The sequence below is a fragment of the Lachnoanaerobaculum sp. Marseille-Q4761 genome (assembly GCF_017565785.1).
GTDB lineage: Bacteria > Bacillota > Clostridia > Lachnospirales > Lachnospiraceae > Lachnoanaerobaculum.
Genome location: NZ_JAGEKB010000001.1, coordinates 298,206 through 321,252 on the forward strand (window position 1 = coordinate 298,206; position 23,047 = coordinate 321,252).

At 37.1% G+C, this 23,047-nt stretch carries 17 protein-coding genes and 2 pseudogenes; 8 read left to right on the forward strand and 11 right to left on the reverse strand.

Going from position 1 to position 23,047, the window contains the following annotated elements; genetic code table 11:
• From J4O15_RS01425 to J4O15_RS01435, 3 genes are all read right to left on the reverse strand, one after another.
• The gene (locus J4O15_RS01425; RefSeq protein ID WP_005542209.1) at positions 1 to 669 is read right to left on the reverse strand and encodes an energy-coupling factor transporter transmembrane component T family protein; all 669 of its coding nucleotides are present in this window, start codon (positions 667 to 669) and stop codon (positions 1 to 3) included.
• A complete protein-coding gene (locus J4O15_RS01430) occupies positions 670 to 1,281 on the reverse strand; it encodes an MptD family putative ECF transporter S component (protein ID WP_208099414.1) in 612 nt (203 codons plus the stop codon).
• 121 nt (positions 1,282 to 1,402) lie between these two features.
• Positions 1,403 to 2,023, reverse strand: a complete 621-nt coding sequence (locus J4O15_RS01435; protein WP_208099415.1) for a TetR/AcrR family transcriptional regulator — start codon at positions 2,021 to 2,023, stop codon at positions 1,403 to 1,405.
• Positions 2,024 to 2,249: 226 nt separating this feature from the next.
• Here J4O15_RS01435 and J4O15_RS01440 point away from each other — a divergent pair, with 226 nt between their 5' ends.
• From J4O15_RS01440 to J4O15_RS01455, 4 genes are all read left to right on the forward strand, one after another.
• On the forward strand, positions 2,250 to 3,563 hold the full coding sequence (locus J4O15_RS01440; RefSeq protein WP_208099416.1) for an IS30 family transposase: 1,314 nt from the start codon (positions 2,250 to 2,252) through the stop codon (positions 3,561 to 3,563).
• A 372-nt stretch (positions 3,564 to 3,935) separates the two neighbouring features.
• Positions 3,936 to 4,571 (forward strand): NAD(P)-dependent alcohol dehydrogenase, encoded by a 636-nt coding sequence (locus tag J4O15_RS01445; RefSeq protein WP_208099417.1) that lies wholly within the window; start codon positions 3,936 to 3,938, stop codon positions 4,569 to 4,571.
• A gap of 187 nt (positions 4,572 to 4,758) precedes the next feature.
• Positions 4,759 to 5,178 (forward strand): sigma-70 family RNA polymerase sigma factor, encoded by a 420-nt coding sequence (locus J4O15_RS01450; RefSeq protein ID WP_007593998.1) that lies wholly within the window; start codon positions 4,759 to 4,761, stop codon positions 5,176 to 5,178.
• A 5-nt stretch (positions 5,179 to 5,183) separates the two neighbouring features.
• The gene (locus tag J4O15_RS01455) at positions 5,184 to 5,378 is read left to right on the forward strand and encodes a helix-turn-helix domain-containing protein (RefSeq protein ID WP_007594005.1); all 195 of its coding nucleotides are present in this window, start codon (positions 5,184 to 5,186) and stop codon (positions 5,376 to 5,378) included.
• 242 nt (positions 5,379 to 5,620) lie between these two features.
• Here J4O15_RS01455 and J4O15_RS16075 read toward each other — a convergent pair whose 3' ends face one another.
• The 3 genes from J4O15_RS16075 to J4O15_RS01470 all read right to left on the reverse strand — a co-directional run bounded on the left by J4O15_RS16075 (position 5,621) and on the right by J4O15_RS01470 (position 7,972).
• On the reverse strand, positions 5,621 to 6,163 hold the full coding sequence (locus tag J4O15_RS16075; protein ID WP_007594008.1) for a potassium channel family protein: 543 nt from the start codon (positions 6,161 to 6,163) through the stop codon (positions 5,621 to 5,623).
• 183 nt (positions 6,164 to 6,346) lie between these two features.
• Complete coding sequence (locus J4O15_RS01465; RefSeq protein WP_208099418.1) at positions 6,347 to 7,579, reverse strand: cation:proton antiporter; 1,233 nt, start codon at positions 7,577 to 7,579, stop codon at positions 6,347 to 6,349.
• Complete coding sequence (locus J4O15_RS01470; protein WP_007594011.1) at positions 7,580 to 7,972, reverse strand: TetR/AcrR family transcriptional regulator; 393 nt, start codon at positions 7,970 to 7,972, stop codon at positions 7,580 to 7,582.
• A 72-nt stretch (positions 7,973 to 8,044) separates the two neighbouring features.
• Here J4O15_RS01470 and J4O15_RS01475 point away from each other — a divergent pair.
• A pseudogene (locus J4O15_RS01475) lies at positions 8,045 to 8,275 on the forward strand (transposase); the annotation flags it as partial.
• A 41-nt stretch (positions 8,276 to 8,316) separates the two neighbouring features.
• On the opposite strand, the gene J4O15_RS01480 reads toward J4O15_RS01475, so the two are convergent.
• Genes J4O15_RS01480 through J4O15_RS01490 form a run of 3 tightly spaced genes read right to left on the reverse strand, consistent with a single transcriptional unit; the run spans position 8,317 to position 9,460 of the window.
• The gene (locus tag J4O15_RS01480; RefSeq protein WP_007594012.1) at positions 8,317 to 8,829 is read right to left on the reverse strand and encodes an HdeD family acid-resistance protein; all 513 of its coding nucleotides are present in this window, start codon (positions 8,827 to 8,829) and stop codon (positions 8,317 to 8,319) included.
• Positions 8,829 to 9,200, reverse strand: a complete 372-nt coding sequence (locus J4O15_RS01485; RefSeq protein ID WP_208099419.1) for a hypothetical protein — start codon at positions 9,198 to 9,200, stop codon at positions 8,829 to 8,831. Before J4O15_RS01485 ends, J4O15_RS01480 begins: the two co-directional genes overlap by 1 nt.
• A gap of 8 nt (positions 9,201 to 9,208) precedes the next feature.
• Complete coding sequence (locus J4O15_RS01490; RefSeq protein ID WP_208099420.1) at positions 9,209 to 9,460, reverse strand: TetR/AcrR family transcriptional regulator; 252 nt, start codon at positions 9,458 to 9,460, stop codon at positions 9,209 to 9,211.
• Positions 9,461 to 9,846: 386 nt separating this feature from the next.
• Here J4O15_RS01490 and J4O15_RS01495 point away from each other — a divergent pair, with 386 nt between their 5' ends.
• From J4O15_RS01495 to J4O15_RS01505, 3 genes are all read left to right on the forward strand, one after another.
• On the forward strand, positions 9,847 to 11,160 hold the full coding sequence (locus J4O15_RS01495) for an IS30 family transposase (protein WP_208099421.1): 1,314 nt from the start codon (positions 9,847 to 9,849) through the stop codon (positions 11,158 to 11,160).
• A gap of 473 nt (positions 11,161 to 11,633) precedes the next feature.
• Entirely contained in the window at positions 11,634 to 11,984 is a 351-nt protein-coding gene (locus J4O15_RS01500; RefSeq protein ID WP_208099422.1) for a plasmid mobilization protein, read from the forward strand.
• Between the two features lie 5 nt (positions 11,985 to 11,989).
• Positions 11,990 to 13,321, forward strand: coding sequence for a relaxase/mobilization nuclease domain-containing protein (locus J4O15_RS01505; RefSeq protein ID WP_208099423.1), 1,332 nt, complete (start codon positions 11,990 to 11,992; stop codon positions 13,319 to 13,321).
• A 331-nt stretch (positions 13,322 to 13,652) separates the two neighbouring features.
• Here the strand turns inward: J4O15_RS01505 and J4O15_RS01510 are convergent.
• Together J4O15_RS01510 and J4O15_RS01515 are read right to left on the reverse strand one after the other, a co-directional pair.
• A pseudogene (locus tag J4O15_RS01510) lies at positions 13,653 to 14,207 on the reverse strand (single-stranded DNA-binding protein); the annotation flags it as partial.
• A gap of 44 nt (positions 14,208 to 14,251) precedes the next feature.
• Positions 14,252 to 22,975, reverse strand: coding sequence for a helicase-related protein (locus J4O15_RS01515; protein ID WP_208099425.1), 8,724 nt, complete (start codon positions 22,973 to 22,975; stop codon positions 14,252 to 14,254).
• Positions 22,976 to 23,047: the final 72 nt, after the last annotated feature.

Genomic DNA, 23,047 nt, shown 5'->3' on the forward strand with positions numbered 1-23,047 from the left:
TCACACTCCAAAATATATTAATCCTATTGCAGCTCCATATATGGCAAGTGCACATATATCCTTTAATCCAAAATACACTTCATATATGCACGTTCTTTTTTTATCCGCATTTAGTCCTCTTAATTCTGCGGTAGCCCCCAACTCATCTGATAATTTTATGCATCTAATGATTAGTGGTACCATAAAACACTCATATACCAAAAAAGGATTTCTCATAAAATCTTTCCAGTTGCTAAATAACCCCCTAGCTTTCATTCCATTTCTAATTGCTATATTTTCTTTACTTAATACCGGAAAAAATCTTATAAGAATGCAAATCATTACAATAATGGGCTTAGGAACTTTTATTTTCTGTAAACTTAACATAAGTTCACTTGAGTTCCCTACAATAATACATGTAACTACCATTACTAAAGGAATTGAACGTGCTAACATATTCAAAATGATGTACATTAAGGCTATCTTGTTCGCAAACAACCCAGCCAATATAACCATAGTCAGGTAAGTTATAACGAATTTAATAGCCTTATTATGTTCTTTTATATAAACTAAAAGTAGTGCATTTAGTGCAACACTCAAATGTATTTGAATGTTCTTGTTAAACAAGAACCAGAATATTGTTGATACTGCTAATAAGATAATATATGTTCTATTATCTAATTTTCTCATCTACACCAACTTTGCCTTTTCTATATGTTTTTTCATAAGTTTTTTTCCTACAATAAATCCTATAGCAGACAACACTATTGTTATCACTACAATCAATAAAAGCATATCCCAAGAACCATAAAATCTAACCAATGTTTTTATGCCCTCTTCCGTATAACTTTCTTTTAGGCTATTTAAATATTGTTCTTTAAAGAAAAACATAGGAATTGCACTACCAAGAGCATACAATGCCCAATATACCGAGTATGCGATACCATTTCTCTTTGGATTTCTATAAGTGTCTTGTCCTATCATAATAATTTCGCATACAATACCTACTACAATCATTACTGGAAGAAACCATGGAGAACCCATTACAGTTATAAATAATCCTCCAAAAATCCCAGTAATCAAATACGTTCCTCTTTTTGCAACCTTATTTGACATTACCACAAAAATAGGTGCGCATAGTAATCCCATAATTCCTACATAAAATAAGTAATCAAATGCAGGCGTTGTCAACATCATTGTGCACATTTTTGTAACAAGCATTATTACAATCATCGCTATGTTGAAAATAGATAATGTAATAATGTCCCTCATCTTCAATTTGTTTTGTTTTTCATTATTCATTTTTATCTCCTCCTAAATTTTACAGATTGAATATTAAATCCCAGTTTGCTTAATAGTGCAAAACCAGTTATGGTAACAGTGTATGCTAACACTGTTATCTTCTGGTCAAAAAAAATTCCTCTTAATACCCTCTAATATTTTCCCAGCCTCCTGAAAAAAAACAAGAAACAAGTCTCGCATTTTCTAACAGTTCTTGCTTATTTTCGGAATGCAATACAGCCTCAGTCAATGCTAAAAAATGAGCATGATTGATAATATGAAAGCCTTTATCACTAATCTTTTCTGAGGAAGTATCTGCTTCTAAAGAAATTTCTTGCATTTTAATTCTTGCATCATCCTCCATTCCTGTTAATTTTTCGAGAAAATTCTCATAAGATGTTCCGTATGACCCATTAATGATCAGAGAGTATATTTCTTTGTTATCAAACAAAAACATGGCAGTTTCAATTGTTCCTTCAACATGAACCTGAGCCACCTTCGCATTCTGTTTTGTCTTCACACTATCAATTGATGCTTTCTCATAATCGAAAAAATTTGAAATTATTTTATTTGCAACTGGTGAAACAATCGCTTCAAATAATTCATTTTTATCATTAAAATGACGATAAAAAGCTCCTGTGGTCACACATGCATCTTTACATATATCTCTTAAACTAGATTTTTCAAATCCGTACTCAATAAAATGCCTTTTTCCACATTCTAGTATTTTTTCATGAGTATCAGCATAATTATTTCTAACCAACAGAATTCTCCTCCTTCCCCTTTTGATAACGCTGTTATCAGTTTACCTTTATTTTTGCTTTTTGTCAAGTTAGATATCGCAAACTATAAACTTTCCAAAAATGAAAAAGTAAATTCTACTCATCGGCCTCCCAGTAGATTTTACTTCTGCACAGTTGATATTTTCTCTTTCACACCATTCATGGTATGTTTAGACCTCCTTCTGACAGCAATGGAAGGAGTTTATTATGAGTAAAATTATTCCCGGTAACCAAAAACATCTTTCTTTAGAAGACCGCCTTTTTATAGAGCAAAGTCTAAATCAAGGGCTTTCCTTCAAGGAGATTGCCAAGTATCTTTGCAAAGACCCTTCTACCATTTCTAAAGAAGTGAAGAAACACCGAGCATCGAGCTGGTATCACAAGGGCAGCTTTCTGAACAAAAAGAACTTTTGCGTTCATCGTTACCAGTGTCGTAAAACAAATGTCTGTAAGAAGATTATTCTTTGTGGGATAAAGTGTACTTCTTGTCCTAGCTGCAATCAGACCTGTAAGGACTTTGAAAAGGAATGCTGTAATCGCCTAATGAAAGCTCCCTATGTCTGTAATGGCTGCTCACAAAAGCTTCATCACTGCAGCATCGCCCATAAATATACCTATGATGCCAGATTTGCTGATAGAAAATACAGGGAAACCCTTAAAGACTCTCGTCGAGGAATAAATCTTTCCGAAAAGGAAGCAAGAGAAAAGGACAGCATCATTACTCCTCTGATTGCAAAGGGACAATCCCCTTACCAGATTTTAGTGAATCATCCGGAATTACAGATGTCTGTTCGCACCATGTACTCATACATTGACCAAGGAATTTTTACTTCCAAAAATATCGATTTAAAACGGAAGGTGACATTCAAACCAAGGAAATGCCATAAAACACAGATATCAAACCGCGAAATATTTCATGGTCGAAGCTATGAGGATTTCTTGAAGCTTGGATTAAATGCTTTTGTAGAGATGGATACCGTTCATTCCTGTAGGGATTCGCAAAAAACTCTACTGACCTTTTTCTTTACTGAGGAAAAGCTCTTCCTGGCTTATCTGTTAAATCGATGTACAAAGGGAGCAGTCAAAGCAGTCTTTGACCGTTTAGAAAGACGTTTTGAAGATGTCTTTGACTTTCAATCTATCTTTGAATATATCCTCACAGACCGAGGATCGGAGTTTGGCGATCCTATCGCTTTGGAAACAAACCCTAATGGAATCCAACGTAGTAGCATCTATTATTGCGATCCTATGCGTAGTGGGCAAAAAGGGGGATTAGAGCAAGCCCATACCATGCTTCGCATGATTCTTCCAAAAGGCTCTTCTTTTGCTTTTCTTACACAATGGGATGTGAATCGGATTGTAAACCACATCAATTCCACGCCAAGGGAAAGCTTAAACGGAGATACCCCTTATCAAAGGGCACTAAACAGATATGGAGAAGATGTCTTAAAAGCACTTCAGCTCGGGCCCATTCATCCTGACGAGGTTTGTCTGAGGCCCAAGCTGATTCGCTTTAAGTAACCCAACAACCCAAAACCGATCTGCTGTCAGACAGGGCAAAAACTTTTACATTTTTCGATATAGCCAGTGGAATTTAGTCCTACACACGACTTGTCCTGTGGCTTATTTCCCATGTCCGGAAAGAGATTTTTTTGAGGTTGTTATGCACTATTATAACAAAATCAGGCAGAAATGAAATTTCAAACTGCCTGATTTTAGGGATTTTTTAAAGCTAGGTAGAATTTACCTCTGCACTGGAATTTACTTTTTCAATTTAGCATTTTTTCTAAAAATCGGATATTCCCATATTCTCCCAAAAGTGCTTTGACTGACAGTTCCTTATCTTCAAAAAGTTTGAAAATATGTTGCGGAGGTTTTGCGAAATACGCTCTTATGGATAAAGACCGTGTTTTTGTAAAACCTCAAAATCTAAGCTTTGAACAAGCGTCTGCTATTCCTATTTCTTTTGAAACTGCATTAGGGGCACTTCGTAAAGGGAATGTAAAAGCAGGTCAGAAAGTTATGATTTACGGTTCTTCGGGTGGCGTTGGTTTATATGCAGTACAATTAGCTAAAATCATGGGAGCAACTGTTACAGGTGTATGTAGTACCCGTAATCTTGAGCTAGCAAAACAAATGGGGTGTGATTACGTAATTGACTATAAAAAAGAAGATTTTACGAAAGTGCGGACAAAGTTTGATGTAATCATAGGTGTGAATGGCTGTAATTCCATGAAAGACTATAAACAGATTTTGAAACCAAATGGAATTTTTATAGGTGTAGGAAATGTAAAACAAGTAACTAAAGCACTTTTTCGTTCGTTTACATCAAGGAATTTTTCTTATTTTGCTGGTCCTATGATGTCCCAAAAAGATTATTTATCTTATGCAAAAGAACTGGCAGAAACGGGTAAATTGATACCTTATATAGACAAAATCTATTCTGTCAAGGATACAAAAGAAGCCATTCGTTATATTATAACTTCTCACGCACAAGGGAAAGTCGTTGTTTCTATGGATTTTGAATAACGGGAAAACTCCTAAAAATCTGAACAAGAGAAACAGTAATAATTATCAAAATAACAATTATATCGTCATAAGAGGTTCGTACAAACATTTTGTTTGATACGAGCCTTTTGTTTTTTATCAACTTATATAAACATCATTTTTTATGTTGTTTATATAAGTTAGCTTTCAGCAGAAAGGAGGTGAAATCATGGAAGCATCTTCTTTTGAGAAATCTGTCTGTTTACAGTTTAATGCTTTAATGATGATTGTGATTAAAGGTACATTGTCAAGTCATAGAAGACAAAGTGCAAGACGTTCTAAACATGAAGTCTTGTTTTGTGAATTGTCTGAAATGAAACGTATGGAAAATGGTACAAATGATGAATATTTTTCCGATTTTGTATCGTTTCAAGTTATGAATTTTACAATCCGTGTATCTGATGAAGAACTAGGTACAGCTTTACAAGAATTGACCGAAAAACAGCGTACTGCTATCTTGTTGCATTTCTTTCGAGGCATGAACGACAGAGAAATTTCAGAATTGTATCATGTATCACGTTCCACTATCAATAGCAGACGGGATAGAGGGCTAAAGAAATTACAAAAATTATTGAGCGAAAGGAAGTAGAACGAATGAAAAAAGATTATGCTTATCCCTCTTATGAACTCATTTGCAGAGCGACTAGCGGAGAGGAAAAGGCAGTCAAAGAAATATTAGATTTTTATAACGCCTATATCTTCAAAGTATGCTTACGACCATGCTATCATGCAAATGGTACTGTGCATATGCAAGTTGATGAAGAACTAAAGGGAGAAATCCATGCGTAAATGATGAAAGCTTGAAGTTTGAAATCAGAGTAAAGTAGTCATTTAGCATGAACAAAGGGAGATACACAGCTTTTCATGTGCTATCTCCCTTATCGGTTTTATTGTCATATCAAGGCTCATTCAATCGTGGTAAATGCATGGTAAAATGAATGTCTTTGCAATTATGAAATTGCTTATAGATGTAGTGTTTATGCAGATAATTCAAAAACTCATATAAAAGGACATATAAAATTTCAGACTCTCTATTTTTGCTTAGTTCGGCGTTGTTTTTTGCGCTGTTTCTGAAGTGCCAGCGCTTCTTTAGCAATAATACCAAGGCTGAGGCTGACAATACCTAGTCCCAAAAGACCGTAGATCATGGTAAAAATCTTTCCCAAGGCGGTCTTGGGCGTAAAATCCCCATAGCCAATGGTGGTCAAGGTCGTAAAGGATAAATAAAGGGAGTCCAGCACGGCTAACTTTTCCACCATCGTATAGAAAACCGTACCCAAAACCAAGAGGGAGGCTAAACTGGCTAAAATCGCCTGCCCCTCTTCGCTTTGAAAAACCTGACGGATGATTCGAAATAAATGTTTAAAACCAAAGATGAGCGAAAACATGGAGACCCTTTCTACAAATGATGTTAGCTGATAATCCTCCCGAACCTTAGTAGGATGTTTTTCTTCATAAATCCAGTTATAAAGATTCTGTCTAGTAGGATATCCCAATATCCTTACTGTCTCTGATACAGATTCTGTCTGATGATGTAGTTTAAGTGCGATTTCTTTTTGTTGTTTTGAATACACAGATAGGCTCCTTTCGGAGCCCTATGGTAATCCAAGCTTGTATGTCTGCAATATTTCTGTTTAGGTACACATAAGCATACAAACTCTCCCAGCATAAATTAAATGCCAAGGCAACAATAGGCATCGCATAAGTTCTTCCTTATTCATTGCACAGACACCTTATTTCGTTTCATTATACCATTTTTATTTGCATTTGATAGCCTTTCCCATCTCTCCGGCCGCCTTAAATCCCTGACGGGCTAAGAAAACAGCTATAATTTCATTAATGACTGCCGCAGCCGCAATTGTACCTCGAACAATGTTTCCATATTGTTCGAAATCTCCCGTTAATGCCGAAATAGCAATACCTGTCATGACAAGAGATACGCCGGAATGAGGCAAAATGACCAGCCCGAGATATTTTTTTACCGTAGCAGGGGCGTGCGAAAGCTGTGCACCGAGAGCCGCTCCGCCTATTTTTCCTGCTGCGCGGGCAATAATGTATACTGCTGTAAAAATTCCTGCCCCTAAAATGAGATGATAATCCAGCGGAGCACCCAGATTCAGAACAATCAATGCAAAGCAAGCGCTGATGCTCGGAGTGCAATATTTCATAATATCTTCCAGCTTTTTTTCATCCAGGATATTTGCAAAGGTTGCGGAATAAACCATACCGCTCAGCATAAAATTAAGGACTGGAACAGGCATAAGGTAATGGTTGGCAAGTGCGGTCATAGCCGCTGTAACAAGCACACCGGCAAACACCGTGATTGCACAGACTTTTTCTGACCTGATTTTTTTCATAATAAAGGCTGTGATGCCTCCGGTTATAAGACCAATCAAAACCGGGAAAATAACGATCAGTATAATCAGATATTTTGGTACAGAGCCTCCCGAGGTAATCGGAAGGATGAAACTCATAACAAGCAAAAATACGCAGATTGCCAACACATCGTCAATTACCGCCAAAGGTATCAGTGTCCTTGTAACAGGTCCGTCTGTTTTATATTCTGACACAATGGATAACGCCGGTGCAGGTGCGGTAGCTAAGGCAATACCGCCAAAAATCAAGCCAAGGAAAACAGGGATATCCATAAAATAAAAAATAGCAGAAAACGCAAGACTGACAACAGCAAAAGTCATGAGTGACTGCGCCAAAGTAATCACAACAATCTGTTTACCGGAAGAACGCATCTTTCGCCAGATCATTTCACTGCCCAGCATCAGCCCCATACCGCATTCCATGAGCTCAATCAGTGTATGATACATCGAGTTATCTAAAATATCTTGTGTCAGCAGATTTACTGCATAGGGCCCTAAGAGCATTCCCGCAATTAAAAAACCTAAAACAGCGGGCATTTTAAATTTTGCTGCCACCTTCCCGGCGATTACTGCCAATAGCACAACCGTCAATAAACGAATTAACATTTCAAACATTTAAATAGTCTCCTTCTTCACAACGCCAAACAAAAAAATATCCATAATCACAGCTTCACAGAAAATTTTCTGATACAGCGGATTTTCATGAAAGAATATCATTCTGGTCTTATAGTACTGTGAAAGACATTCCTTCAAAGAGCTTGATTCTGTTTCAATGAATATATGATTTTGGATGTATTCTTTTAACTGTTCAAAGCATTCCTCCACACAAGCAAGGAACAACTCATCTTTTGATTTGAAATAATGATAGATCAGTCCCTTTGAAATTCCCTGTTCAGAATCATAAATGTTGTTCACAGAGCTTGCACTATATCCTCGTGTAGCAAATTCAAGCAACGCATTGTCCATAATTTTTCTTCTTGCTTGTATTTTTCTTTCTTCCTGTCTCATCTCATACCTCAATAATTGACCATCAAGTCAATTATATAAATTGATGACCACAGAGTTAATAATTTGTTTGTGAATCCTATCTTCCAGACCATTTTTAGGACCTTTTAGAGGGATCCGGATAAGATCATTAATGCACTTGAACTTCCCTACTCAAACGCAAAACTTGAGGCCACAAATAACCTCATCAAAGTCATTAAGCAAAATGCTTTTGGCTTCCGGAACTTTGAAAATTTTAAAACGAGAATTCTCATTGCTTTGCATATCAAAAAGGAGAAAATCAATTTGGTCCTCTCCTGGTTGTGAGTTTTTATCAACCCACTACAGTTGATAAAGAGCCTTTTTTCTTATTTAATCTTGAAGAATTGAACAATCGACACAATACCTTGATAAATAAAGACAAAGGCAGTGGTGTAACTAACGAAGAGACCGGTCATCAATGGGTGTCCCATCATGATTAAACCTGCTACGATTCCTAAAATCCCCATCCAAACTAGAGGAGTACCTACCGATTTATCCGTCTTACGAACCTTGAAACCAACGATAGTTTTTGTAATACCATTTGTCAATGCCCAGAAAGAAATGATAAATGGCACAAAAGTTACCATTTCAATAAAGCTACCTGAGAACAAGGAAAGAGCGAGGATGAGGGTAACAATTCCTCCAAATAAATTCCAGCCATGCTTTTCTTCTGATTTGAAGTATTGTACAATCTCAGAAATCCCTTGAACTGCAAATACAAGTGCAAACAAGAAAGTCATGGAAGCCAAAGTAGCAACAGGATGTGCAAGCATTTTAAAACCTACAAAAACTGCAAAAATACCCGCAATTAGTAACAACCACTTCCCAATTTTCGACATTATTTTTCTCCTTTTTTAGAGGAATCTTCCTCTAGTATTCCATAAATCATCATATCCAAAACCTGTGATAATTGACGTTCATATCCTGAAACCAAGTCAGGCAAACTGCTATCTGATGAAACAGTTAAATAATAGGAACGAAACATATCCTGAATCAATCGCAGATAGGCCATAGCTCGCTTCTCATCAATATGCTCTTTCAGTTTGGATTCTGATATAAGTTTTTGACAAACTTGTTCATTCAAGTCCAAAAAAATAGCTTTCTGTGGTGCGATGTCTGCTTCCAATTCTTTTGGCATCGCAATCATTGCCTCAAAGAAAATGTGGCTATGTTCCGGGTATTGCTGATAAAATTGGTGACGTCTTTCCATATAATCAGCTAAGGAGGGTACTTGACCTTCCACCCCCAGAAGCACTGCACTGCCAAAGCTTTCTCAAAACTCTCCTGAACACAAGTTAGATAGAGGTCTGATTTCCCTGAAAAATTATGATACAAAACTCCTTTGGAAATACCATCCACTTTACAAAGTTCATTGATGACAAAACCTTTATAGCCTTTTGTAGCAAATTCGAACAAAGCAGCGGTAATGATTTTCTCTCTTCGCAGTCTTGTTTTTTCTTCTTTTCTCATGTATGCACCTCTAGATTTTTAAATTATAAACCGTTTAGTCTAAAATGTCAATCAACTTTCTCGATAGAGTTTCTCCATAAATGTAGGATTACAATACATTTGTTACATCACAACTAAATAATAAAACGGAAGCACCTGTCTTGTGTTAAAGTTAGATCACCACAAAATAACAAACATAAGGAGGGCTTCCGCTGTAGCTACTATAACACAAGATATGCGCTTTAGACTATCACTCATTCATTATTAATAGAGTAATCAAAAATGAAAAACTAAATTCTACTCATTGACCTCTCGGTAGATTTTACTTCTGCACAGTTGATATTTTCTCTTTCACACCACTCATGGTATGTTTGAACTCCTTCTGACAGCAATGGAAGGAGTTTATTATGAGTAAAATCATTCCCGGTAACCAAAAACATCTTTCTTTAGAAGACCGCCTTTTTATAGAGCAAAGTCTAAATCAAGGGCTTTCCTTCAAGGAGATTGCCAAGTATCTTTGCAAAGACCCTTCTACCATTTCTAAAGAAGTGAAGAAACACCGAGCATCAAACTGGTATCACAAGGGCAGCTTTCTGAACAAAAAGAACTTTTGCGTTCATCGTTACCAGTGTCGTAAAACAAATGTCTGTAAGAAGATTATTCTTTGTGGGATAAAGTGTACTTCTTGTCCTAGCTGCAATCAGACCTGTAAGGACTTCGAAAAGGAATGCTGTAATCGCCTAATGAAAGCTCCCTATGTCTGTAATGGCTGCTCACAAAAGCTTCATCACTGCAGCATCGCCCATAAATATACCTATGATGCCAGATTTGCTGATAGAAAATACAGGGAAACCCTTAAAGACTCTCGTCGAGGCATAAATCTTTCCGAAAAGGAAGCAAGAGAAAAGGACAGCATCATTACTCCTCTGATTGCAAAGGGACAATCCCCTTACCAGATTTTAGTGAATCATCCAGAATTACAGATGTCTGTTCGCACCATGTACTCTTACATTGACCAAGGAATTTTTACTTCCAAAAATATCGATTTAAAACGGAAGGTGACATTCAAACCAAGGAAATGCCATAAAACACAGATTTCAAACCGCGAAATATTTCATGGTCGAAGCTATGAGGATTTCTTGAAGCTTGGATTAAATGCTTTTATAGAGATGGATACCGTCCATTCATGCAGAGATTCGCAAAAAACTCTACTGACCTTTTTCTTTACTGAGGAAAAGCTCTTCCTGGCTTATCTGTTAAATCGATGTACAAAGGGAGCAGTCAAAGCAGTCTTTGACCGTTTAGAAAGACGTTTTGAAGATGTCTTTGACTTTCAATCTATCTTTGAATATATCCTCACAGACCGAGGATCGGAGTTTGGCGATCCTGTCGCTTTGGAAACAAATCCTAATGGAATCCAACGTAGTAGCATCTATTATTGCGATCCTATGCGTAGTGGGCAAAAAGGGGGCTTAGAGCAAGCCCACACCATGCTTCGCATGGTTCTTCCAAAAGGCTCTTCTTTTGCTTTTCTTACACAATGGGATGTGAATCGCATTGTAAACCACATCAATTCCACGCCAAGGGAAAGCCTAAACGGAGATACTCCTTATCAAAGGGCACTAAAGCGATATGGAGAAGATGTCTTAAAAGCACTTCAGCTCGGGCTCATTCATCCTGACGAGGTTTGTCTGAGGCCCAAGCTGATTCGCTTTAAGTAACCCAACAACCCAAAGCATATCTGCTGTCAGACAGGGCAAATCTTTTACATTTTTTGATATAGCCAGTGGAATTTAGTCCTACACACGACTTGTCCTGTGGCTTATTTCCCATGCCCGGAAAGAGATTTTTTTGAGGTTGTTATGCATTATTATAGCAAAATCAGGCAGAAATGAAATTTCAAACTGCCTGATTTTTGGGATTTTTTTAAACTAAGTAGAATTTACTTCTGCACTGGAATTTACTTTTTCAATTTAGCAACTATAAACTTTTATGATATAATTTTGTTATAAATTTAAAATTTGCTTAATGCTTGCTTCCCTAATCATTCTTTTGTAGCAAGCACAGTAAGTGTACGGACACTTACGGAAAATTTGATGAAGCAGCCCTTTAGGATCTGCTTCTTTTTTTATCAATTTTTAGCTTGTTAGGGAGACCCTAAGACCCCGAAATTCATATACAGGAGGAACTATCTATGGCAAATAGGATACGAAATGAACGACTTGAAATTAAGTTGACCAAAGAAGAAAAAGCTCTTTTTGAGGAAAAAAGAAAACTTGCAAGGTGCAGAAATATGAGCCACTTTATCCGCAAATGTGTTTTGGAAAAGGAAATTTATCAGATAGATTTAGAGCCGTTTCGAGATTTACAGGGCTTGCTTTCCAACGCTACAAATAATATCAATCAGATTGCAAAGCGAGTAAATTCGACCGGTATTATCTACAAAGAGGACATCAATGATATGAAAAAAGAGATTGAACATTTCTCAAAAGAGTTGTGGCAAATCCATTCCTTGCTTCTTAACAAGACTTCAGGAGGTGATTAGTTTTTATGGCTATTACAAAAATACACCCTATAAAATCAACCCTTCATCTTGCCATTGATTACATCGTTAATGGGGAAAAAACAGATGAGCAGCTTTTAGTCAGTACCAATAAATGCCATCAGTCAACTGCTCATACCCAGTTTTTAAGGACAAGGGAAAGTGCAGGAACAAAAGGAACTATCCTTGCAAGACATCTAATTCAATCCTTTTTACCGGGAGAAGCTACACCTGAAATGGCACACAGAATTGGGCTTGAGTTATGTAAAAAGATATTAAAAGATGAGTATGAGTTTGTCTTATCTACACACATAGATAAGGGACATATCCATAATCACATAATATTCAATAATGTAAATATGGTTACCGGCAAGTGCTATCAATCCAATAAGAAAAGCTATCATAAGATCCGTTACCAGAGTGATAAGCTATGCAAAGAAAACAACCTTTCCGTCATTGATGAACACTACGAAAGCTTTAAGAAAAAATATAGGACGAACGGAAAGTCTTGGTATGAAAATGAACAGGCAAAGAGAGGTACTTCTTGGAAAAATAGACTTCAATTTGACATTGATCGCATGATAAAACAGTCTAAGGATTGGGACGAATTTTTAAAGAAAATGACTGAACTTGGCTATGAAATTAAGTATGGCAAACATATCGCTTTTAAGCCGAAAGATAAGCCCAGATTTACAAGAGCTAAGACGATTGGCGAAGATTATACGGAGGAACGATTAAAAGAACGAATAGCTGAAAGAGAGTTTATTAAGACGCCTACCGTTAAAAAACGCATTGGAAATGTTATTGATATGAATACCAATGTGAAGGTAAAGGAAAGCAAAGGCTATGAATACTGGGCGACGAAACATAATCTGAATACAATGGCAGAATCCGTTATCTTTATCAGAGAACATGGCATAAAATCCGTTCAGCAACTTGATGAATTTATCAAGAAAAGTGCTGATGAAAGACAAAATTTACAGGATAAAATCAAAGCGTTTGATAAGGAAATGGAACAGTTATCCACTACGATGGAGCAAGTTCATATTGTCAAAAAATATCGTGCCTATTACAAGGAATATAAGGCGAATCCGTCTGATAGGGCATTTTTCGAGGAATACAAAGCTCAGATTACCCTCTATGAAAATGCTCTTTCTGAACTTAAAAAGACTTATTCCAAACTCCCAAATTCAAGGGATATTTTATCTGAGCTTGATAAATTGCAAGAAAAAAAGAATACTCTTATGCAGGAGTATTCTTCCTCAAAATCGACTATGGACGAGCTTTATCAGATACGAAAGAACTATGGAATTTATATGGGTAAGGAGATGGAGAGATAATCTTTATCTCCTTTTTTTGAGCAACAAAAAAGAGCCGGTGCAATCCGAAAACCGCACCGACATAAATTTATCTCTCCGTTTCCTTTGCTTTTTCTTTACTTTCTTTAGGCTTTTCCTTATCTTCCGCCTGATATTCTTTGATAGCACCAAGTATGGATTTTTTATCGTTTTCTTTCCCTTTTTCAGAATTGAGCAAGGTATTTAACTTAGCTTTCATTTTTTCAATATCTGCTCTAATCTGTCCTGATTGTTCCCAAGAATCTGCATAAAATAAGTCTTTTTCTCTTTCTTCTATCTCGCTTTTCAATTTAGTAATCTCTTGACTCTTATCCTGTCCTTTCATCTGTTCTTTTGCCTTTAAGAGCTTTGAGGATAATATTCTTACATTGCTGTGTTCCTTGCCGTTATCATCAATAGAAGTTCTGATTTGACCAAAGAGTTTCACAAAATCTCCCTGTTTAAAGTCCTTTGGAATATCACTCTTTTCTCCATAAGCGGAGCAATTATGATATACCTTATTTCCCTCATCATCTTTGGACACAACAGAGAAATTTGCCACCTTAAAGGCTTCTCCGTCCTTATTTTCCCTTTCAACTACATCGACCTCTCCAACAACATTTCCGACGATATTGATAAGGTCATCTTTTTCCCCCTGAATATAGGGAAGGTCTTTTATCTGTCCCTGTTCTCTTAAATCTTCAATCATATAATCGAAATCTTCATGAAGCAGATTGATGGTGTCATTAGCCATATAGGCATCATATAGCTTATCCAAGGCACTTTCATCATTAATACCTTTCTCCATACTGATAACCGCTTTTACGAAGTCCTTATGGTTATCCTTTGCCATATCTTCAATTCTATCCCTTATTGTTTTGTAATCCATGTTTTTATATCTCCTTTCATGGTAAAAGGGAGCTGTTCGCTCCCTTATCTTGCATATTCCTGTTCTTTTGTAGTTTGTTTCTCTTCCGTTTTGCTTTCACTTTGATAAGCTCTGATCTGTCTTAAAATAGACGGTTTATCTTCCGTTCTTTGAGAAGTTTCCTCTTTTGTATGAAGATTATCTTCCACATCATAGGTTGATTCAAAGTAATCACTGTCCCGGAAATCATTGTCATATCTGTCGGGAATCCCGTCATTGTCAAGGTCTTTTGCAAGCGGATCATAGAAATTTCCCTCATCATCAATGTCAAGTCCGAGTGCTGCCCTTAAATCTTCGGAATCAACATAGATCAAATCTTCAAAAGAGGATAACTCAATCTCATTTTTCATATTTCTTAGAGTTTCGTTTTCTCCCTTGTTTTCATAATCAAAACTCTCAGTTTTGATTGGAGTATCATCAATGTACTGTGTCCATGTCTTATCCTCTAAGTTCAGTTCGTACTGAATCCCATGCCTTTCATCCGGTGTATTGGTATAGGCAATCCCGATATGCTTTAAATCAGGATACAGCGTGTCAAATTCATCGTAGCTGTGGTTTTCTTCATACTCTCTGTTACAGAAGTCAATAATCGCTCGTTTTATATCTTCCACAAGGGGATTGTCATTTCTCTTTTCTTCCACTTCTCCCATATCGAGAAGCTTATTCAGTTCCGCAAGCCTTAATACCTTAGTTTTTAATTCATCAGCTTTTTCAAACGGTTTTTTAAGTTCCTCTTTGGCATTTTCAAGCTGTTCTTTGGTGCTGATGAGTTTTTCTTCAAGTCTATTTAATTTCTCAGGCATTTTCTCAAGAGCGTTATCCAGTCTTATGATATTTCCGTCCGCACTTGCTCCAAGCTCTCCGGAATGCTTTGCAGCACCGTTTAAACTGAAGTTATGCTCATTGGTAAAGAAGTTATAGCTGACCTCTAAATCCATGTTTCTGTACTTACCGATAAACTTGCTTTCATTGATTTTTACTTTGGAAATGGCTTCAAGCAGCTTTTCTCCGGCTATCTTTTTATCTGAAATTTTCTCACCATTTATCGTGATGGAAGTAAACTTTTCCTCGCCTTCTGCTTTCGGTTCAACTTCTGATATATCTTTCTTAACAGCTTCAATAAGTTTTTCTGTTCTTGCAATTTCTTCCGGATAGTTTTTAGCAACCTTGTCCTCTAATCTATAACGATTGGACTTATAGTTTGCTTCAAGCATTTTAAGTTTCGTAACCTCATTGTCCAAGTCCATCTTTTCTTTAATCTTCGGATCCCCTGTGGCAAGAGCTTTAATTTCTGCATAGTTAAGGGAGCTTTCGTCCACATCTTCCGCAACACGAACGGGAGTCTTACTGGTCATAATTTGAGAAATGAACTTCTGCTTATTTTCTATGGTCTGCCACAAATATGCATCAAAGGTATTCTCCGTAACATAGCGATAGATATTTACCTCTTTATTTTCATTGCCCTGTCTTACAATTCTACCTGCTCTCTGTTCAAGATCAGCAGGACGCCAAGGGACATCAAGGTCGTGAAGTGCAATCAGCTTGTTCTGCACATTTGTACCGGCTCCCATCTTCTGAGTAGAGCCGAGTAATATTCTTACATCTCCCTTACGCACCTTTGCAAAGAGTTCGTCCTTTTGTTTATCGGAGTTCGCTTCATGGATAAATGCTATTTCTTCTTTCGGTATGCCCATAGCTACAAGTTTATCCCTAATATCATCATAAATGTTAAATTCTCCATCTCCTTTTGGCGTGGACATATCGGAAAATAGAAGCTGTGTAGACTTATTTTCTTTGGTCTTATCCCAAATACTAAAGACATTTTTCACGCAAACATTCACCTTGCTGTCAGGATTATCAGGAAGTAGGGGATTGATCAGTCTTTGGTCAAGGGCAAGTTTCTTACCATCATTAGTAATATTTAACATATTATCCTCATCAGGTTCTACCACTCTATTTCTAACCTTATCCGCTCTTTCAGATAATCCCTTTAGGATTTCTTTTTGTTCCTCGCTCGGCAAGGTTTTAATTACTTCATAGTGTGCTTCAGGTGTTGGAAGATTTAGCATATCTGCGGTCTGAATGTCCGCAACTTCCTTAAACATAGACATTAGTTCAGGCAAGTTATAGAACTTGGAAAATCTTGTCTTTACTCTGTACCCTGTTCCCTCCGGAGAAAGTTCAAAAGCAGACTGCGTTTCCCCAAAGGTAGAAGCCCAAGAGTCAAAATGCTCTAAATTATTCTTTTTAAGGCTTTCATACTGAAGATAACGCTGCATGGTATAAAGCTCAGTCATAGAATTACTTACTGGTGTTCCTGTTGCAAAGACTATTCCTTTCCCGTTTGTCATCTCATCCATATATCTGCATTTCATAAACATATCGGAGGACTTAAAGGCTTCCGACTGACTGATTCCTGCAACATTACGCATTTTTGTATGAAGATACAAATTCTTAAATCCATGTGCTTCGTCCACAAAAAGCTTATCAACACCCAGTTCCTCGAAAGTAATGACATCGTCTTTCTTAAAATCATCGTTTAGTTTCTCAAGCCTTGCTTCCAGTTTTTTCTTGGTCTTTTCAAGTTGCTTAACCGTAAAATTCTGGTTTCTGTCGTGCTTGTATTCCTCCACATAGTTCAAAATTTCATCAATCTGATCCTGAATATGTTTCTCCTGATACTCTTTGCTCATTGGGATTTTTTCAAATTGCGTATGCCCGATCACAACCGCATCATATTCTCCGGTAGCAATCTTACTGATAAACCTCTTTCTGTTTCTTGGCTCAAAGTCTTTCTTATCCGCCACCATAATATTGGCTGACGAATATAGCTGCATAAATTCTCTGCCTATCTGTCCTGTTAAGTGATTCGGCACAACAAATAAAGACTTAGAACACATTCCAAGCCTTTTAGATTCCATTGCGGAAGCGACCATCTCAAAGGTCTTTCCGCTTCCCACCACATGGGCAAGCAGGGTATTTCCTCCGTAAAGGCTTCTTGCAATGGCATTTCTTTGATGAGGTCTAAGCTCTATTTCCGTATTCATTCCCTCAAAAGAGAGGTTACTTCCGTCATATTCACGATTCCTGATAGAGTTAAAACGCTCATTATATAGCTTTACAAGTCTGTTTCTTCTTTCCTGATCGCTAAATATCCAGTTCTTAAATTCTTCTTTTAGAAGCTCCTGTTTCTGTCCTGCAAGGAGAGTTTCCTTTTTATTTAGAACAGAACTTTTTGAGCCGTCCGGATTTTCAATCTGGTCAAAGACCTTTGTTTCTTTAAGGTTTAAGGCATCTTCAATCAGCTTATATCCGTTTACCCTTGATGTTCCGTAGGTCATTTCTGCAAGATCATTACCCTTATCTCTGCTCTTTCCTTCAATATTCCATTCGCTTGTAAGGTTTGAGAATTTGACTTTAATATCCCATCTTGCCCAGCCCGGTGTTTTCAGCGTTTCAAAGATAAACTTTTCTATATCTTTTATCGGTATCCAAGTTGCACCAAGACGAACACTGATCTCACTTGCTTCAAGTTCTTTCGGTAATACTTTGGTAAGTTCCGCTTTTTGGTATTCCAATCGGTTCATTTCATAGCTTATCAGCTCTTTTTCTTTGCCATCTTCCGCATAGCCAAGGTGGGGTAGTTCTCTTTCGGTCTGTCTTAACTTTGCAAGGTAACTGTCTACGATGGTAATCTTTTCTCTGATATTTCCGGATAGGTATTCGTCCTTTGTAACATAGCCATACTTATATGAATTGCTGCCATTTGCACAGGCGAAAGGCAAATCTCCATCTTCGGGGTTAAAGGATAGCGGTCTGTAAAAGTTCTGTTCTTCCCTGATACTTAGATAAATCTCTCCCCTTAATTCTTCTATTAGAGTAGGTCTATCTTTTCCTGTCAGGTTTTCCATGTATTCAAAGTCAACATAACCTTTTTCTGACATAGATAACACAAGAGCTTCAAGGGAAGTATCTACATGGTCAATGGTCTTTGCCTTTGTGATTGTCCTCTTGGAGAATATATCTCCCTTTGCCTTAAAGTTTTCTTCTTCATCGAGGATTTCTATGGACGAAACAAGCGGGAAGTTACTGTCCTCTTTCAAGGCTCTGGTATTACTTAGGTTATTGACAAAGCCATGCTTTTTAGAAAAGCGGTCATAGACTTCATTCAACTTTTCCTGAGCTTTTTTCACTTCGTCATCGGAATAGTCCTCTTTCTGCTTGTAGATAACATCTTTAAGGGCAGTATTCAGTTCAAGATAGTCCTTAATCTTTTCCTTATTTTTGTCGGTTATCTCTTTCTTTACAAAAAGAGAATTTTCTCTGTAATACACCTCATCGTCAATAAGTGTGTAGGAGAAGTTCTTGACATCGTCTGTTGCGGGTATTGTGCTGATTTCATCATCAAATAGCTCTATTTCTTCATAATTAGCATCTTTAGAAATTTCTTCACTTGCTTTTGTAAGTAATTCCTTTAAGTCAGCATTTTCTTTTGGAAGGCAAGCTATCGTATTTCCAAATCTTCCCGATACTTCCTCCATACTTCCAAGTACCATTTCAGGGTGATCCACAAAGTATTTATTGTATGAAAGACCGTTCTCATCTTCAGATAGGTATATCCAGTCCTCATCTCTTTCTCTGATACTATCTCTTTTCTTTAGGAAAATAATGTCTGATGTTACTTCTGTTCCGGCAACACCCTTAAAAGTATCATTCGGAAGTCTGATGGCTCCTAAAAACTCTGCTCTTGCTGCAAGGTAGCGTCTGACACTTTCGTCCTTTTTATCCATCGTCCCTGAAGATGTTATAAAAGCGATAACACCTCCATTTCTGACTTTATCAATGGATTTTGCAAAAAAGTAGTCATGAATTAAAAAGTTATTTTTGTTATACTCCCTGTCATTTACCTTATATTCTCCAAAGGGAACATTACCGATAGCCACATCAAAGAAGTTATTGGAAAAGCTCGTTTCTTCCAATCCTTTAATTTGCACATCACTTTCAGGGTATAAGAGCTTTCCAATACGACCGCTTACGGAGTCAAGCTCTACACCATAAAACTTGGACTTTTTCATTTCATCAGGTAGATTCCCTATAAAGTTTCCGATACCCATTGACGGTTCAAGGATATTTCCCTGTTTAAATCCCATACCTGAAAGCGTCTTATATATTCCGTCAATGACAGTTTTCGGTGTATAAAAGCTGGTTAGTGTTGATTCTCTTGCAGCTTCATATTCTGATGACGATAGATTTTCCTTTAAGAAAGATCTTGCTTCTTTCCACTGTCCATCCTTACTTTCATCAAAGACATCGGAAAGTCCTCCCCAGCCTACATATTTCGCTAAAATTTCCTGAGCTGTAGTATCAAGTTCTCGCTCTCCGCTTTCCACCCTGTTAAGCATAGAGATTGCTTCAAGGTTATTGTTTAACCTCTCACTGGGAGATAACTTTGCAGGGAGTATTTCTTCTGTAATCTTGAAATTATGAGTTTCATTTTTCTTTATTTCTATTTCCTCAAAAGACTTTTCAGGTTTCATATAAGTCAGATTTTCAAATATCCTCTCAAGATCGCTTTCAAGACGATAAGGAATTACATCGGAGCCTGTAATCATACCTCCAAGATATTCAGTATTATCCTTAACCGTTACTGTCTTTAGGTTATTTCCCATATCATCAAATCTTGTGATGGTATAGTCTTTTCCCTTGTAGTTCACTTCATCACCGATGATAAATTCAGGTCTTTCAAGACTTATTTGTCTTAATAAATCCTCATTATCTGTAAAGGCTACAATCGGGATTTGATGATTACCTTGTCTTGCGGGATCAAGCCATAAATCATTTCTTCCTGTGATTTGATTTTTAGAAATCTCCCTAACCCTGTATTCTTCATGGTTGAAATAGACGGTATCACCTTCTTTAACTGTAAATTCATCGGTAAGGCTTTCCTTTTCTTCATTAAGCTCTACTTCTTCTCTTTCTTTGAAATAATCAAATAGCGTACCTTGAACAGGTGTTGCAGCTATTCTTTCTCCTACTTCTTTAGGTACTTCAAGCTCTGTTTCTTCTTCAAAGCTAAGCTCTCCATTAAAGACTAATCGAAGCTCCTGTTCATCCATTTGTTTTACAAGCTCTGTATCTTTAAGTTCTCTAAAGGTCTTTGGAAAATCTTCTAAAATAAGCCTTTGGGCATTTAATTCTTTCAGCTCCTCAAGGTTAAAATATCCCCATTCAGGTTCAATCCCAAGTACAAGTCCAAAGGCATCTCCACTTTCCCTATCGTATTCTGTCATATACCAAGTCCAATTACTTCTAAACGGAATGATATATGCAGCATGAACTTCCTTGTCAGCTAAAGACACATCTTCCTGTGCATAAAGCTCAGGCACTCTTTCAAGCATTTCATCGGTCATTAAGTTTTCAGGATCATCTTTAGAATAATATTGTGGTTCTTTTGCTTCTTCTATCTCTGAATTACCTTCTATTTTCTTTTCCTCAAGATAAAGATTGTTAGAAAGCAGTTCATCAATATGCTTTGCCACGCTTGACCAAGTAAGAAAAACATCACTGCAATCTTTCTTCTGTAATTTAAGTCCCTTAGCATCGTGCCATTCATCACTTCCCATTGCACCTGAAACAGCATGAGAGCTTCCACCTATGCCATACTCATCTTTTAAGAAATTTGCTTTTTCTTGAAGCGTATGATTTTCCTTGAAAAATTTTGTAATTCGCTCTTTTCCCTTATCTATTCCGCTTCCTCTTGAAAGACTTTCAAGGACTTCATCTTCTGTAATAAACGGCTTTACTTTAGGAAGCTCTATCAGATTGGTACTATATTCCTTTCGTGGCAGTTCAAGTTCCTTGAGTCTTTGATAAAGGCTATCAACCTTGTGATAATGAAACCTTAGTACATCTCTGTTTTCTTTGTATCCTTCTAAAAACCTACTATATTCTTTGATTGTTTCTTTCAGATATTCAGGATTTTTTAACGCTTCAGACAATCTTTTCGTTTCTTCTGGAAAGCCACCACCTCTTTCAAAAGAGTTGAAATATCCTTGCTCTATTCCTTCTTCGCTTAAATCGTGCGTTAGATACCATAAGGATTCTGAAATTCTATCCCTTTCATAGTCCTGTGCCTCTAAAAGTTCTACATTTGTAGCAAACTCACCTCTGTCAAGAAGTTCATTTATCCTACTTGCTGCATCACGCCAGCTTAAAATTTGTGTATTATCCTCTCTTGCAGAAGTCCCGTAAGCTAAATGAATTCCTTTATCCGAATACCAGGAAGATACTTCTCTTTCGTCAATGTAAAATCCATTTCCACCCCTAAAGGTATCTTTGAGGTATTCTCCCAATTCTTCATTGCTCTTTCCTTTAGAAAACTCTGCGATAACAGGAAGCCTACCGCTATCGTGATTTCCTCCGTTAATAAGGATAGTGTCTATATCCTTCTGATTAAGAGGAATAGTAAGCCTCATCTGTCCATAAGAATTTTTAGGCAAAGAAAAAGAAGCCTTATCAGCTTCTCTTATCTCTGCTTCAGTATTTTCTTTTAGATTTCTACCACTTCCTTGATGGTCATCTCTTTTAAGGCTGAAATCATTGCCCCATACTGCGGATTGTTCTCGCCCTCTATCTTCCAAGCTGCCATCAGCTTCGGCTTCTCTGTTCTCATAAATTCTATCGCTTGTTTCTGAATATCCATCAGGTGTCCTGTCAGCTTCTTCTCCTTGTAAAGGTCTACCAACATCTCGAAGTGACTCTGCTCCTCGCTCTGTGAAAGGTAAGTGAGCCTCATCACTGCGTAAGTCGGATTCGGGAATTCTTTCATGAAGTCCGTCTGTTCCTCCAAGCTGTTTAGCGTATTCTCCCTGATTTTCTCTATTATCTCGTCCGTACTCTCCATTTCGGAGAACTCGCTCGTTTTCATTTCTTTTCTGATCATCTCGTCGAAGTACATTTTCTTCTACCTCCTCAATTTCTTCTCTAATCATATTATATCCTGCTTCTTTACCTCTTAAAACCTCTTTATCAAGCTCTTTACTTTTCTGAATGGTTGCATCAATAATCTTTCCGCTAATATCCGATACGGTTTCACCCAAGCTCATAAGGGAAATGCTGTCAAGTCTTTGAAAATTCTCTCTTAAAAGTTCGTTATCTATCGGATAATCTGCCTTAAATCTTGAGGCAACTGCATAGCTTATTGAGTCCCTCACAAACTTGGTAAAAGATATTCTATCCTCATCTGCTATTCTAAGCTCATTCATAAGGCTATCTATCTTTTCATCACCGTAAAGTCTGCTTAAAGAAAAGATATTTTCTAATGTGCTTTCTCTTTCCTCATAACCTTCGTTTTCTATCATTTCCTTTAAGACATCTCTATGAACTTCCTTATCAAATCTCCAAAGATTGACCTCATTGACATCCCTATTTCTTGAAACAGTCTGACCTATATCAAAGATATAGTCCACTTTCTTATATGTGCCGTAGTCCTCTAAAATGGGGATACCCTTTTGACCTCGCATAACGGTTCGGTTAAAGTGTTCCCTCCAGTAATCGAACTTGGCACAGGCTGTCGCTTCAGGATTTCTATCATAGATACTAAGCTGACTTCTAAAGTCATATCTCTGATTGTTTCCGACAACCTTTAGTAGCTTCAGATATTCTGCTTCACTTTGAAGCACATCTTGTTTTACAAGCTCCAAAAAGTTATGAAAATCATTTATTCGCATTTTTACCTCCTTCTTTTTTACAAACAAAAAAGGTGGTTAGATTTTACTCTAATCACCTTTAAATTCTATGTG

What these genes read in the sequence shown, in the direction of transcription:
- J4O15_RS01450 (WP_007593998.1), top strand. Translation starts at nt 4,759, where the DNA reads ATGGAAGCATCTTCTTTTGAGAAATCTGTCTGTTTACAGTTTAATGCT.
- J4O15_RS01515 (WP_208099425.1), bottom strand. Translation starts at nt 22,975, where the DNA reads ATGCGAATAAATGATTTTCATAACTTTTTGGAGCTTGTAAAACAAGAT.
- J4O15_RS01500 (WP_208099422.1), top strand. Translation starts at nt 11,634, where the DNA reads ATGGCAAATAGGATACGAAATGAACGACTTGAAATTAAGTTGACCAAA.
- J4O15_RS01470 (WP_007594011.1), bottom strand. Translation starts at nt 7,972, where the DNA reads ATGAGACAGGAAGAAAGAAAAATACAAGCAAGAAGAAAAATTATGGAC.
- J4O15_RS01430 (WP_208099414.1), bottom strand. Translation starts at nt 1,281, where the DNA reads ATGAATAATGAAAAACAAAACAAATTGAAGATGAGGGACATTATTACA.
- J4O15_RS01455 (WP_007594005.1), top strand. Translation starts at nt 5,184, where the DNA reads ATGAAAAAAGATTATGCTTATCCCTCTTATGAACTCATTTGCAGAGCG.
- J4O15_RS01485 (WP_208099419.1), bottom strand. Translation starts at nt 9,200, where the DNA reads ATGGAAAGACGTCACCAATTTTATCAGCAATACCCGGAACATAGCCAC.
- J4O15_RS01490 (WP_208099420.1), bottom strand. Translation starts at nt 9,460, where the DNA reads ATGAGAAAAGAAGAAAAAACAAGACTGCGAAGAGAGAAAATCATTACC.
- J4O15_RS01465 (WP_208099418.1), bottom strand. Translation starts at nt 7,579, where the DNA reads ATGTTTGAAATGTTAATTCGTTTATTGACGGTTGTGCTATTGGCAGTA.
- J4O15_RS01440 (WP_208099416.1), top strand. Translation starts at nt 2,250, where the DNA reads ATGAGTAAAATTATTCCCGGTAACCAAAAACATCTTTCTTTAGAAGAC.
- J4O15_RS01505 (WP_208099423.1), top strand. Translation starts at nt 11,990, where the DNA reads ATGGCTATTACAAAAATACACCCTATAAAATCAACCCTTCATCTTGCC.
- J4O15_RS01495 (WP_208099421.1), top strand. Translation starts at nt 9,847, where the DNA reads ATGAGTAAAATCATTCCCGGTAACCAAAAACATCTTTCTTTAGAAGAC.
- J4O15_RS01425 (WP_005542209.1), bottom strand. Translation starts at nt 669, where the DNA reads ATGAGAAAATTAGATAATAGAACATATATTATCTTATTAGCAGTATCA.
- J4O15_RS01445 (WP_208099417.1), top strand. Translation starts at nt 3,936, where the DNA reads ATGGATAAAGACCGTGTTTTTGTAAAACCTCAAAATCTAAGCTTTGAA.
- J4O15_RS01480 (WP_007594012.1), bottom strand. Translation starts at nt 8,829, where the DNA reads ATGTCGAAAATTGGGAAGTGGTTGTTACTAATTGCGGGTATTTTTGCA.